General features: G+C 69.9%; 9 protein-coding genes, 3 tRNA genes and 1 pseudogene. 6 read left to right on the top strand and 7 right to left on the bottom strand.

What is annotated here, in order from left to right:
• Positions 1 to 32: 32 nt before the first annotated feature.
• The gene (locus tag Q0Z83_RS24830; RefSeq protein WP_317796384.1) at positions 33 to 929 is read right to left on the bottom strand and encodes a LacI family DNA-binding transcriptional regulator; all 897 of its coding nucleotides are present in this window, start codon (positions 927 to 929) and stop codon (positions 33 to 35) included.
• Positions 930 to 936: 7 nt separating this feature from the next.
• Here Q0Z83_RS24830 and Q0Z83_RS24825 point away from each other — a divergent pair, with 7 nt between their 5' ends.
• Positions 937 to 2,097, top strand: a complete 1,161-nt coding sequence (locus Q0Z83_RS24825) for an ROK family transcriptional regulator (RefSeq protein WP_317796383.1) — start codon at positions 937 to 939, stop codon at positions 2,095 to 2,097.
• Positions 2,098 to 2,414: 317 nt separating this feature from the next.
• Positions 2,415 to 3,041 (top strand): DUF4190 domain-containing protein, encoded by a 627-nt coding sequence (locus Q0Z83_RS24820; RefSeq protein ID WP_317796382.1) that lies wholly within the window; start codon positions 2,415 to 2,417, stop codon positions 3,039 to 3,041.
• A gap of 144 nt (positions 3,042 to 3,185) precedes the next feature.
• On the opposite strand, the gene Q0Z83_RS24815 is transcribed toward Q0Z83_RS24820, so the two are convergent.
• The 3 genes from Q0Z83_RS24815 to Q0Z83_RS24805 all read right to left on the bottom strand — a co-directional run bounded on the left by Q0Z83_RS24815 (position 3,186) and on the right by Q0Z83_RS24805 (position 3,449).
• Positions 3,186 to 3,266 (bottom strand) — tRNA-Tyr (locus tag Q0Z83_RS24815).
• 14 nt (positions 3,267 to 3,280) lie between these two features.
• Positions 3,281 to 3,353: transfer RNA gene (locus Q0Z83_RS24810), tRNA-Gln, on the bottom strand.
• Positions 3,354 to 3,375: 22 nt separating this feature from the next.
• Positions 3,376 to 3,449: transfer RNA gene (locus tag Q0Z83_RS24805), tRNA-Trp, on the bottom strand.
• 252 nt (positions 3,450 to 3,701) lie between these two features.
• Between Q0Z83_RS24805 and Q0Z83_RS24800 the strand changes: the two genes are divergently transcribed.
• Positions 3,702 to 4,784 carry an aldo/keto reductase gene (locus Q0Z83_RS24800; RefSeq protein ID WP_317796381.1) on the top strand — a complete coding sequence of 361 codons (1,083 nt, stop codon included), beginning with the start codon at positions 3,702 to 3,704 and terminating at the stop codon, positions 4,782 to 4,784.
• A pseudogene (locus tag Q0Z83_RS24795) lies at positions 4,771 to 4,890 on the top strand (TetR/AcrR family transcriptional regulator); the annotation flags it as partial. The gene Q0Z83_RS24800 and the pseudogene Q0Z83_RS24795, both read left to right, overlap by 14 nt.
• Positions 4,891 to 5,054: 164 nt before the next feature.
• Here the strand turns inward: Q0Z83_RS24795 and Q0Z83_RS24790 are convergent.
• Both Q0Z83_RS24790 and Q0Z83_RS24785 read right to left on the bottom strand, forming a co-directional pair.
• Entirely contained in the window at positions 5,055 to 5,306 is a 252-nt protein-coding gene (locus tag Q0Z83_RS24790) for a hypothetical protein (protein WP_317796380.1), read from the bottom strand.
• A gap of 25 nt (positions 5,307 to 5,331) precedes the next feature.
• Positions 5,332 to 9,360 carry a PAS domain S-box protein gene (locus tag Q0Z83_RS24785; RefSeq protein WP_317796379.1) on the bottom strand — a complete coding sequence of 1,343 codons (4,029 nt, stop codon included), beginning with the start codon at positions 9,358 to 9,360 and terminating at the stop codon, positions 5,332 to 5,334.
• Between the two features lie 105 nt (positions 9,361 to 9,465).
• Between Q0Z83_RS24785 and Q0Z83_RS24780 the strand changes: the two genes are divergently transcribed.
• Positions 9,466 to 11,499, top strand: coding sequence for an ATP-binding response regulator (locus Q0Z83_RS24780; protein WP_317796378.1), 2,034 nt, complete (start codon positions 9,466 to 9,468; stop codon positions 11,497 to 11,499).
• Here Q0Z83_RS24780 and Q0Z83_RS24775 read toward each other — a convergent pair.
• Complete coding sequence (locus tag Q0Z83_RS24775) at positions 11,487 to 12,290, bottom strand: helix-turn-helix domain-containing protein (RefSeq protein ID WP_317796377.1); 804 nt, start codon at positions 12,288 to 12,290, stop codon at positions 11,487 to 11,489. The two genes, Q0Z83_RS24780 and Q0Z83_RS24775, sit on opposite strands and share 13 nt — an antisense overlap.
• Before the next feature lie 360 nt (positions 12,291 to 12,650).
• Between Q0Z83_RS24775 and Q0Z83_RS24770 the strand changes: the two genes are divergently transcribed.
• The gene (locus Q0Z83_RS24770; protein ID WP_317796376.1) at positions 12,651 to 12,848 is read left to right on the top strand and encodes a hypothetical protein; all 198 of its coding nucleotides are present in this window, start codon (positions 12,651 to 12,653) and stop codon (positions 12,846 to 12,848) included.
• The last annotated feature ends 22 nt before the right edge of the window (positions 12,849 to 12,870 follow it).

Raw genomic sequence — 12,870 nt, 5'->3', positions numbered from 1 at the left:
GAGGGCGACGTGAGCCCAGCCCTGGAACAGCGTCAGGAGGCGGGGGCTTGAGTGCTCGAGCGCACCACGATGTGGGCGGGCGACGCCTGGTAGACCTCGGCCGGAGCGCCCGCCATCGCGGCCAACACCGCCTGCGCGGCCAGCTCGCCGATCCGCTCCACGTCGTGGCTCATCGCCGACAGGGCCGGGACCGCGAGCTGGCACTGCGGGGAGTCGTCCCACGCGACGACGGACAGGTCGGCCGGCACTTTCAGACCGCATTCGGCGGCGGCTTCGAGCCCGGCGAGCGCCATCACGTCGTTGTCGAAGACGATCGCCGTCGGCCGTACGGCATGGGTGGTCAACAACCGCAAGGCGGCCGCGCGGCCTCCGTCGTACGAATAATCGCCCTCGGCCACCAGCAGCGTCATGCCGCGCTCGACCGCCTCGGCCTGCAACCCGCCGCGTCGCAGTTGGGTGTGCGCGAACGCCGGCGGCCCGGTGACGTGCCCGGCCACCCGATGCCCGAGCCCGGCCAGGTAGCCGACCGCCTCCCGGGCGAACCCGGCGTCGTCGGTCCACACCGTCGGCAGACCCTGCGCGGTCGACGGGTCGCCGAGCACCACGGCCGGCAGCCCGAGCCGTGCGACCAGCTCGACCCGTTCGTCGTCCGGCCCCAGGTCGACCAGCACCACACCGTCCACCCGCGCCTGCGCCGCCCACCGCTCGTAGGTCGCGGTCTCGGCCGCCCGGTCGGTAACCACCTGCACCAGCACCGACACCCCGGCCGGCGTCAGGACCCGCTCCAGTCCCTCCAGGAACTCGTGGTAATACGGCTCCTCGCCGAGCACCTGCGCCGCGCGCTCCAGCACCAGACCGACCCGACGGGACGCCTTGGGCACCGATTCCTCCAGGTAGGGTGTCGCTGTCGGCACGAGACTCGGAGACACTACCTCGATGGCACGTCGCGAAACGCCCGCCGCCGGACCGGGCAGCCGGGCCCTCGTCGTCGACGTGATCCGCTCCGCGGCTGCGATCAGCCGGGTCGAGCTGGCCGATCTCACCGGCCTCACCCAGCCGTCGATCTCCAACATCGTCCGCGACCTGATCGCCGACGGGATCATCCACGAGGTGGGCTCGGCCGACTCGATCCGCGGCAAGCCCCGCAAGCTGATCTCGATCAAGCAGGCGTTCCGGTTCGGGATCGGGTTCCACCTCGGGCCGGACACGGTCACCTGCGTCGCCGTCGACCTGACCGGTGGTGTGGTCGGGCGTGAGGTGGTGCCGCGCCAGCCGGCCGACCGGCTGGCCGGGCAGTTCGACGACTTCACGGCCGGGCTGGACCTGCCCCGCGACCGGGTCGAGGGGCTCGCGATCGTGGCGCCCACGCCGTACCCGGGCGGTCCGGAAGCCCCTGACCTGCACGCCCTGCGGGCGGAACTCGCCGATCGGCTGGGCCTGCCGGTGATGGTGGAGAACGACGCCGCCGCGGCCGCGCTCGGTGAGTTCTGGAGCCGGCGGGTCTCCCGGGAGCAGGCGTTCGGGTGCGTCTATCTAGCCGGCGGCATCGGGGCGGGGCTCGTCTTCGGCGGGGCGCTGTTCCGCGGGGCGAGCTTCGACGCGGGTGAGCTCGGGCACATGTCGATCGACTACGCCGGGCTGCCCTGCCCCTGCGGAAACCGGGGCTGCGTGGAGCGCTACGCGTCGATGGCGGCGGTGGTCGACGCGGCCCGGGCCGACGGCCGGCTCCGGCTCGATCCGGCGGCGACCGTCTCCAGCGCCTACGACACGGTCGCGCGGGCTGCCGTACACGGTGATGCGGTGGCCTTCGATCTGCTCGATCGGGCCGCCGGGCATCTCGCCGTCGCCGTCACGTCCATGGTCAACCTGCTCGACCTGGGGCGTGTCGTGCTCACCGGCCCCGGCGTCGCCCTGGCCGGGGCCATCCACGCCCGCCGGTTGCGGGCCCACCTGGAACGCACCGCGCATGCTCGGCAGCGGCACCCGGTGGTGGTCGAGTTGTCCGCCCAGCCGCGCGACGCCGCCAGCATCGGTGCGGCCGCGCTCGTGGTTCAGGCGTCGGTCGCGCCCGGACACACCAACACGCCGCCCGCCTGATCCCCGGATCGGTGCCGATGTCAAGTCGAGATCGATATGGACGTGACGTGAGCCGCGCTCGCAATTAACGTGCGACCGTGCACAACCAGGTTCCCCCTGATCCCACTCAGCCGCCGGCCGAGCCTTCGCCATACGCCGCCGCGCCTCCGCCCTACGGGGGCCATCCGCCCTACGCCGCCAGTGACATGCCTTACGGTGGCCCGGCCCCCTACGCCGGTGCGGCGCCGTACGGTAGTCCGCCGCCGTACGGGAGCCCGGGGCCCTATGGGAGCCCGGCGGCCTTCGGTGCTCCGTCGCCGTTCGGCGGACCGGCCCAGTTGGGGACGTTTCAGGGCCCGCAGCCGATGGTGGCGTCCGGGCCCAACGGGCTCGCGATCGGCGCGCTGGTGGCCAGCATCTGCGGCGGGCTCGGCCTCGGCACGATTCTCGGCTTCGTGCTCGGCATCTCGGCGCTGGTGCAGATCCGGCGGCGGCCGCAGAAGGGGTTCGGGCTCGCCGTCGCCGCGCTCGTCATCTCCAGCATCACCCTGGTGATCAGCATCATCGGGATCACCGGATACATCTTCGACGAGATGCGGAACAGGGCCGCCGGGATCGAGGCCGTCGAGACCACCGAACTCAAGCCGGGCGACTGCATCAGCAGCCTCGACGAGTCGTCCGCCGTCTACGACATGCCTGTCGTGCCGTGCGACAAGCCGCACAAGGCCGAGGTCTATCACGTCTTCCGGTTCCCGGCCGGCGCCTACCCCGGCGAGAAAGCGGTTGAAGAAGAGAGCGACGAGCGATGCGGTACGGCGTACGAGCCGTACGACACCCCGGAGAACGAGGACCTGGAGATCTACTACCTGTACCCGGAGAACGCGGCCGGTTGGAACGACGACCGCAGCGTCCTGTGCATCGTGGCGGCGCCGGTCACACCCCGTACCAAATCGATCATGAAGTGAATCCGGTCGCCGTCGTGCCGTCCGGTGCCGGACGGCACGACGGCTGACCGCCGAGGCCAGGGCCGGAGTCGAACCGGAGCGCCCGAAGGACCCGTTTTGCAGACGGGCGGCCCCACCGGGGACCCACCGAGGCCGGGAAACGCGTGCGGGAGGCGGGATTCGAACCCGCTCAGCGAAGCAACCGGTTTACAGCCGGCCCCGACTCTCCAACGTCGGCGCTCCCGCGTGTGATGGTGCAGCTCTCTCGCCAGGATTCGAACCTGGATCTCCCGGTCCAGAGCCGGGCGTCACTACCAGTTGGACTACGAGAGAATGGTTCCGGACAATGCGAAAGCAGGGGTGACAGGATTCGAACCTGCAACCTTCGGATTTGGAGGCCGCTGCGCTACCGAATTGCGCCACACCCCTAAGTGTGAAACGAAGAAAGCCGCCGTCCCGTGACCGGGAGGCGGCGTGGAAGCCGGGCGCTAGCTGCGCCTCCCGATGGGTCCGGGGTAGTGACAAGGCTGCTGCCAGCAGTACATCGGGACCCTCCTCCATCGGTGCGGCTCACTTCGTTGAAAGAGACACTAGTGCGACCGCCCGGCCGCGACAAACCATTTTCCGACCTGGGGTCTTCTGGACTTGCCGGTCCATTTTCGGCGAGGCACCGTCGGGCCCATGAACGATTACTACCTGCTCGGCCGGTCCGGGCTCCGGGTCAGCCGGCTCGCTCTCGGCACCATGAACTTCGGCGTCGGCGGCTTCCACGCCGCTTACGGCCGGTCCGAAGAGGAGGCGGAGGCGATCTTCCGGCGGTACGTGGAGGCCGGCGGCAACTTCATCGACACCGCCGACTTCTACACGGCGGGGGAGAGCGAGCGCATCCTCGGCCGGTTGATCGCCCGCATCGGCCTGCGTGACCGGCTCGTACTGACCGGCAAGTTCACCAACAGCATCGACCCGGCCGACCCGAACGCCGGCGGCAACGGGCGCAAACACATGATCCGGGCACTGGACGAGTCGCTGCGGCGGCTCGGCACCGATCATCTGGATCTCTACCTGCTGCACACCTGGGACCGGATCACCCCGGTCGAGGAGGTGGTGCGGACTTTCGACGACCTGGTCCGGGCCGGGAAGATCAGGTATGCGGGGCTGTCCGACGTGCCGGCCTGGTACGCCGCCCGGGCCCAGAGTGTCGCCGAGGCGCACGGCCTCACCCCGATGGTGACCGTGCAACTGCCGTACTCGCTGGTGGACCGGGCGATCGAGCCGGAGTTCGTGCCGATGGCGCAGACCCTCGGGATGGGCCTGTCGGTGTGGAGCCCGCTCGGCGGCGGTCTGCTGACCGGCAAGTACCGGCGGACCGCTGACGGCGTGAGCGGCGAGGGCCGGCTCGCCGGGGCGGCGCAGATCAGCGACCGGGACTGGCGGGTGGTCGAGGCGCTGGAGAAGGTGGCGGACGGTCTGGGGCACGGCATGGCCCAGGTCGCGCTCAATTGGGCGGTGACCCAGCCGGCCGTCGCCTCGGCGGTGATCGGGGCGAGTACCGTCGCCCAACTCGACGCCAACCTGGCGGCCCTCGACTTCACGATCCCGGCTGACGCGCGGGCGCTGCTGGACGAGGCCGCCGCCTGGCCGCTGCCGAAGCCGTACTCGATGTTCACCCCGCAGTACCAGTCGTGGATCGTCAGCCCCGGACTCACGATCGGGGACAAGCCGGCCGGTTACGCTCCACCTGTGGTGAACGGTGCTCACGCGTAAGGGTGAGCAGACGCGTTCCCGGATCGTCGCCGGTGCGGCCGACGAGATCCGGGAGCGGGGCGTGGACGAGGTGCGCCTCGAGGACGTGATGGCCCGGACCGGGACGAGCAAGAGCCAGCTGTTCCACTACTTCCCGGACGGCAAGGAGCAGCTCCTGCTCGCGGTGGCCCGGTACGAGGCCGACCGGGTGCTCGACGACCAGCAGCCGATGCTCGGCGATCTGACGTCGTGGGACGCGTGGGAGCGGTGGCGCGAGCGGGTGATCGAACGCTATCGGGCGCAGGGCACCGACTGCCCGCTCAGCATCGTGATGGGGCACACCGGGCGCCGGTCGGCGGCCGCCCAGTCGGTGGTGGACGGACTGATGAGCCGCTGGCAGGCGGCGCTCGCGGACGGGATCCGGCACATGCAGGCGGCCGGGGAGATGTCCGGCGAGCTGGACTCCGACCGGGCGGCGGCCGGGCTGCTCGCGGGTATCCAGGGTGGGGTGCTGTTGCTGCTGCCAATGGCCGTACCGATCATCTGGAATCTGCTCTTGATCTCGGTTTCAGCGCACTGCGGGGTTTCTCGACAGATCGCCGGTGATGGCCTGGACCGCCTCCAGGGTCACGGTGGCGGCCGACCGCAGCTCGGTCACCGCGACCACCGCGGTGTCCAGGTCACCGGCCCGGGCGGCCTGTTCGACCCGGTCGGCGACGTCGGCCAGGTCCTGTGCGCCGAGATTACCGGCGGCGCCCTTGAGTTGATGGGCGGCGTTGCGCAGGGCGGTCGCGTCGTCCATCGCGAGGGCCTGGAAGGCGTCCTCGACGAGAGCCGGCACCTGGGCGGTCAGCCGTTGCAGCAGCCCGGTGAGCGCGGCGTCGTCCAGGTTCGGTGCGGCGGCGCGCAGCAGGGCCAGGCGCTGTTCGATCTGGCGTTTGGCGGCCGGTTCGGGCGTCGGCACCCGTCCACCGGCGCAGCGTCGCAGAGCGTCGGCGATGTCCTGCGGCATGACCGGCTTGGCCACATGATCGTCCATGCCGACGTCCAGACAGCGGGCCCGGTCCTCGGGCATGGCGCCGGCCGTCATCGCGATGATCGGGACGTGCTGTCCGGGCTCCTCCCGGCGGCGGATCTCGGCGGTCGCGGTGTAACCGTCCATCTCCGGCATCAAGCAGTCCATGAAGATGGCCAGGTAGTCGTGGGTGGTCGCCATCGACACGGCGACCCGGCCGTCAGGGGCGACGTCGGCGCTGTAGCCGAGCCGGGCCAGGATGCCGAGGGCGACCGTCTGGTTGATCGCGTTGTCCTCGACGAGCAGTACATGCCCCTGTTTCTCCAGGCTGCCCGGCATGTCGTCGAGGGCGTGCTCGGTGGCCGGGGCGACCACGTCGACGAGCAGGTCGTACAGCTGTGACTGGCGGATCGGTTTGGTCAGGGCCGGTCCGCTGCCGTCCGGTGGCGGGCTGCCGGCCGTCGTGATCAGCACGATCTTCGGCGCCGGGGTGACGTCGGCGCCGGCCAGGGTGGCCGCCACGCCGATGTCGCAGAGGGCCAGGTCGAACGGCCGGCCGGCGGCCGCGGCGCGGATCAGCAGGCGGGCCGCGGCGCCACCGTCCTCGGCGGTGACCGCGGCCATCGACCAGGCGCCGAGCTTGTCGAGCAGTTCACGGCGTTCGTCGTCGTCAGCGGTGACGACGAGGACCCGCAGGCCCTCCAGGACGGGGTGGTGCATGGGCGTGGCATCCTCCGGTGGGCTCAGCGGAACGGTGAAGGCGAACGTGCTGCCCTGACCGGGCCGGCTGGTGACGGTGACGGTGCCGCCCATGACGGCGACCAGTTCCTGGCAGATGGCCAGGCCGAGACCGGTGCCGCCGAAGCGGCGGGTGGTGCTGGCGTCGGCCTGGGTGAACGGTTCGAACAGCCGGCGCTGCTTGTCCTGGTCGATCCCGATGCCGGTGTCGGTGACGGCGAACCGCACCGGGACCTCCGGGCCGGCGGCGTCGGTGACCGGCACCGCGGTCACCTCGATCCGTCCCCGTTCGGTGAACTTGACGGCGTTGCCGAGCAGGTTGAGCAGCACCTGCCGAAGCTTGCCGGCGTCACCGCTGACCGGCTGGGACAGGCGCGAGTCGCAGCGGGCCACCACGGTGATGTCGCGGCCGCCGGTGGTGTCGGCGACCAGGGCGACGACCTCGTCGAGCAGCCGCCACACCTCGAAGTCGATGCGTTCGGGCAGCACCTTGCCGGCTTCGAGTTTGGAGAAGTCGAGGATGTCGTTGATGACCGACAGCAGGCCCAGCCCGGCGTTGCGGATGCCCTCGGCGTACCGGTGCTGGGTGTCGTCGAGGCTGGTGTCCAGTAGCAGCCCGCTCAGGCCGATGACGCCGTTCATCGGGGTCCGGATCTCGTGACTCATCGAGGCGAGGAACTGCGACTTCAGCCGGGCCATCTCGATCGCCTGGTCGCGGGCCTGTTCGAGGGCGATCTCGGTCTGCCGGCGTGCGGTGATGTCGCGGCCGAAGGCATGGAAGGTGGTACGGCCGTCCCGCTCGGTCCGCCACAGGGTCAGTTCGATCGGCACCTCGGCGCCGTCGCAGCGCAGTGCGTACATCTCGGTGGGCCGGTCCAGCAGCCAGTCCCACCGGCCGTCGAGGACCCGGCCCAGACCCTCGGCGTAGCGGATCGGCAGGATCATGTCCAGGATCGGGCGGCCCACCACCTCGTGTCGCTGCCAGCCGGAGAGCCGTTCGGCCTGGCCGTTGAACTCGGTGATCCGCCCCCGGGCGTCCATGCTGACGAACGGGTCGCTGGCCGCCGTCATGATCATCTGGAACTGTTCACGTTCCACCCGAAGCCGCTGCTCGGCCTCGACCGCCGCGGTGATGTCGTGCGAGATGGTGGAGGCGCCGATGATGACGCCGGCCGGGTCACGCAGCGGGCCCATGCTCAGCGACACGTAGATGGTCTGGCCGTCCTGCCGTACCCGCTGGGTCTCGTGGTGCCGGATCAGCTCGCCGCGGCGGACCCGGGTCAGCATGTTCTGCTCCTCGCCGGGCCGGTCCGACGGCAGCAGGACCGTGACGTCCCGGCCGATCATCTCGGCGGCGGTGTAGCCGTAGAGGCGTTCGGCGCCGGGATTCCAGGTCAGGATCATGCCGTCGAGGTCCTTGCTGACGATGGCGTCATTGGACGCGTCGACGATCGCGGCGAGCTGCGCGTCGGTCCGGGCCTGGGCGAGCCGGTCGGTGATGTCCTGGACGGCGGCGAAGACCACGGTGCCGTTGTCGCCGTCGACGGTGGCCAGGCTGATCTCGACGGGGATCTCGGTACCGTCCTTGCGGACCGCGGACAGCCGCATCCCGTGCCCCATCCGTTGCGGCGACGGATTCGCGGTGTATTCGCGGCGGTGCGCGATGTGCCGAGCCCGCAGGGCGGCCGGCACGAGTGTCTCGACCGCGGTGCCGATCAGCTCGTGTCGCTCGTACTGGAAGACCTGCAGCGCCCGGTTGTTGGCCAGCACGATGCGGCCCTCGGCGTTGACGCAGAGCATCGCCTCCGGCGACGCCTCGAGCAGACCCTTGAACTTGCTCTCGGCGATCCGAACCTCGGTGATCTCAGTGATGGCGTTGCAGATCGCGATGATCTCCCCGTCGCAGTCGCGCATCGGGAAGATCGAGGTCACGAAGGTACGGCTACCGATCTCGTCCTCGTACGTCATGGCCTCGCCGCGCTGCAGGACGGCCCGGTCCCGCCGGACGATCTCGGCCAGTTCCTCGGACGAGTGCAGGTCGTGGTCGGCCAGCCCGAGGACCTTCCCCTCGTCGAGACCGTGCAGTTTCTCGAACGCGGCGGACGCCAGCAGATAGTGGCCGTCCAGCCCTTTGACCGAGAACGCGGTCGGCGTGTGGTGCAGGATGTTGCCCATCTCCTGGCGCTGGCGCAGCTCCCGCTGGGCGGCCGCGTCGGTGGCCTCCATCCGGGCGCCGGTGAACAGCCCGATGACGGTCACCAGCGTGACGTTGGCAGCGACCATCAGCGCGAACCGGGTCGGCAGCGAGTACAGGCCGGCCTCCTGCCCGACGATCAGCACCAGGCCGATCAGCGGCAGCGCGATCAGTGCCGAACCGGCCAACCGCCGGGTGAGCACCGCACTGACCGAGCGGTCGAAGAGCAGCCGGCCCATACCCGAGTCCGGACTGTCGGCGAGGGTCGCCAGCGCGACCAGGAACGTGGTGGCGGCCAGCGCGAGCTGCTTCGGGTCGGCAGCGCCGAAGAGTACGGCATAACAGTCGACGATGGTGAGAGCGCACCCGGCGAGGGCGAGGCACTGGCTGGTGAACCGCAGCCACGGCCGGGACGCGCCGGCCAGCAGTATCGCCTGTGCGACGGCCAGCGGCAGCAGGGCGATCGCACCGTCCGGACTGTAGGGCACCGCGGCCATCGTGAGCAGCGGAAACAGCAGGGCGACGCGGCGCGGCCAGGGCCGGGTGAGTCGACCGATGGCGATCATCGCCGCGCCCGCCGAGGTCAATCCCCATCCTCCGGCGAAGAACCCGAGCATCAGGGCGAGTGCTCCGGCTGCGAGCTGGTACATCGCAGGCGTACGCCGTGCAGCGAACGGAGGCATTTCTTTGAGTTACCACTTTCAGAGTGCTTTGCGAGGAAGATTCTGAATAGCGTTACTTACGAGGAGGCCGTCATGGCAACCGTTCTGGTCGTCGACGACGTCGCCGAGAATCGTGACCTCGTGACCATGCTGCTGAGCTGCCGTGGCCACGAGGTTCTCGAAGCCAGCGACGGAGTCGACGCGCTGGACGTGGTGCGCGCCCAGCATCCGGACATCGTGGTCTCGGACGTGCTGATGCCCGGCATCGACGGCCTGGAACTGGTCCACCGGCTGCGCTCCGACGAGGACCCGGTGACCGCGAGCTCGCCGGTCATCTTCTACACCGCCAACTACCTGGAGCCGGAGACCCGGCCGATCGCCGACGCCTGCGGGGTGTCCCGGGTCGTGCTGCGCGGCGCCGACCCGCGGGAACTGCTCGACGCGGTCGACGAGGTGCTGGCGGCCGGCCCGGTGGACGTCAGCGTCGGCTCCGCGGCCGACTTCGCCCGGGTGCACAGCAAGGCGGTCAGCGCCAAGCTGGTCGAGAAGGACCGTGCCCTGCGCCACCGGGAACGGCAGTTCGAGGCGATGGCGACCGTGTCACCGGTCGGAATCGCCCTGCTCAACGCGGACGGTGACGCGACCTACGTGAATCCCCGGCTGGCCGACATCACCGGCCGGCCGGAGAAGCGCCTCGGCGGGAGCGGCTGGCTGATCTGCCTGGACCCGGCCGTCCGTGGCGAGGCGGTCGAAGCGGTCCGGCACACCACCGCGGCGCCGATCGAGCACCGGTACCGGACCCATCTGATCCGCGAGGACCTGTCCGACAGGTGGCTGCGGGTGCACCTGCGGCCGTTTCCGGACACCGGCAGCGGCATGGCTGGTGCGGTGGTCATGGTCGACGACATCTCCGACGTGGCGGCGGCCGAGAAGCGGATCGAGTACGAGGCCCGGCAGCGGCAGGAGGAGGCGGCCGGCCACGACGCCGAACGCCTGGACAGCCTGCGCCGGATGGCCGGTGGCATCGCCCACGACTTCAACAACCTGCTCGGCTCGATGCTCGGGTTCACCCAGCTGGTCTGTGACGCGATCAGTGACGAGTCCGAGCACGGCGGGATCGCGAAGGCGGCCGCCGACACCATGCTGGAGGATCTGCGGCAGGTGACCCAGGGCGGCCGCCGAGCCACCAAACTGACCGAGCAGCTGCTGGCGTTCGGCCGCCGGGAGATCAACGAGCCGGTCGTGGTCGACCTCAAGGCGTTCATCACGGCGTTCGCGGGTGACCTGACCGGCGAGCATGTCGGCGTCACCGTGTGGCTGTCCGACGACACGCCGTCGGCCCGGATCGATCGGCGCGGACTGGACCGGTTGCTGCACATCCTGCTGCGCAACGCCGGTGAGGCGATGCTGGACGGCGGGGTGGTCACGATCAGCGCGGTGCACGATCCGGTACGCGCGATGGCCGTGATCGAGGTGGCCGACACCGGCGGGGGGATGACACCCGAGGTGCAGCGGCGCGCGTTCGAGCCGTTCTTCTCCACCAAGCGGGACGTGCGTTCCGCCGGGCTCGGTCTGTCGACGGCGCACGGGATCGCCACCCAGGCGGGCGGCGAGATCACCCTCGATTCGAGACCCGGATCCGGTACGACCGTGCGGGTGCGCCTGCCGGCCGTGGCGACGGTCGGGCCGGGGGAGCAGCCGAACGTCCCGCCGACCGAGGCTCGGGCCCGCGCCGGAGAGACCACGGTGTTGCTCGTCGACGACGACGAACCGCTGCGCAAGGCGGCCGAACGCTTCATCGCCAAGGCCGGCTACCGGGTGCTGACGGCCGGTGACGGGGTGGCCGCGCTGGCGCTGGCCGAGACCCACCCCGGGCCGATCCACTGCCTGGTCACCGACGTGGTGATGCCGGAGATGGACGGCCGGCAACTCGCCCATCACCTGATCAGCGCACGACCCCAGCTGAAGGTCATCTTCATCTCCGGCTTCGCCGAGGCGCTGATCGCCGAGGACGGCACCTCTCTGGAGCCGGACCGCACGATCATCGCGAAGCCGTTCACCGCCACCGACCTACGCGAGGCGATCAGCGCCGCCCTGACAAACGGCCCCGAGGTTCACACGCTGTGACGGGCTGAGGCCTCCGGCGAGGTCTTCATCCGTTCCACGTGCACCCGGTACAGGTTTCGCATGCGCTGGTAGTCGAAGTCGCTGCCCTGCGGCGTCCGTGTGACCGTGAGTAGCTGGTGACGCTCCAGCTCTTTTCGCGCCCTGGTCCAGGTGTCGGTCGACAGCCCATAGCGTTCATGTCGCTGCCGGGTCACGTAGCGGGGGCCGGCGTGACCGCCCTGCAGTTCCATCAGCACCATGAGAATCGCCAGCCCGGTCGTGGACAGATCCAGGATCCAGCCCTTCGTCCACAGCTCGACGGGTACACCGATGTAGCGGCCTTTGCCGGACGGGCGTTCGTACTTGCGGCGCGGGGCGATACCTGTCTGGGCAGTGAACTCCCGCTGCGCGCGAGAGACGGTGGGGTTCAGGAGGGTGATCACCGCGGTGCTCCCCGGCCGCGGGCGTAGCGAGATGAAGCCGTTGTCCGCCAGCCACCTGAGGTTGCTGCTGACGCGTCGTGGGCCGGTATCCGGATCCAGCCCCAGCAACCGGGCCCACGACGCGGGTGTCGGGGCATTGCGCAGATCGTAAGGAGGACTCGTCGCCATCATCGTGATGCACAGGTACAGCTTGAGCCGGACCTGACCGCCGCGTCCGCCCTTGATGAGTCGTGCCAGCGGCGTCTCCTCGCCGTCTTCGGCACTGATCACGAAGGCCGGCGCAAAAGGCACGTTCCCGGCCCGTTTGGCCTTGGCCGCAGCGGCGGACAGCAACTCGACAGCGCGGGCGCGTCGCTCCTCATCGGACAAGAACTCGACCTTCCTGAAGGAGGAACAGGGGGTAAGGGGGTATTGGGTGTCTGGGGGTACGGACGTTCCTATTCCTCGGCGCCGAGACCGCGAATGCGCGGCAGCGCAAACGTACAAACCTTCCGCCAGAGGCACCCTAATGCCCTGCTCAAATGGTGCTCGGACTCCGCTGTAAACGTCGTTCCAGCCGTTTGACCTGCAGTTTTCGAGATGTCACGGTGGGTCTCGCTAGTGACGACGACCCAGTCGGGACTCCGGCTCGGTTCGGAGGCTGAGTCTGACGGGGGCAGAATCTCCCCCCGCATCGAGTCGTGGTCGCCGGCGATGACCGCACCGTTACGAAACAGGAGTGGGAACCGAGTGAGCAAGAACGACACAGTGTCGCGTGGCCTGTGGCTGGCCGTGATTCTGCTGGGTGGAGGTCTCGCCGCCGTGACCGGCGGCCTGGTGGTCAGGGTGGCGGGGGCCTCGCTTCAGCAGGCACTCGGGGCGGCCTTCGCGGTCTTTCTGGGCCTGGCCACGCTCGGCCTGTCGATGCGACGTTTCATGACCGAGTAGGTGGGCGCCGTGTTGCGGGGCG

Origin of the sequence: Actinoplanes sichuanensis, from assembly GCF_033097365.1 — a bacterium.
Taxonomy (GTDB): Bacteria; Actinomycetota; Actinomycetes; order Mycobacteriales; family Micromonosporaceae; genus Actinoplanes; species Actinoplanes sichuanensis.
This window is presented reverse-complemented; position numbering and strand designations above follow the sequence as displayed.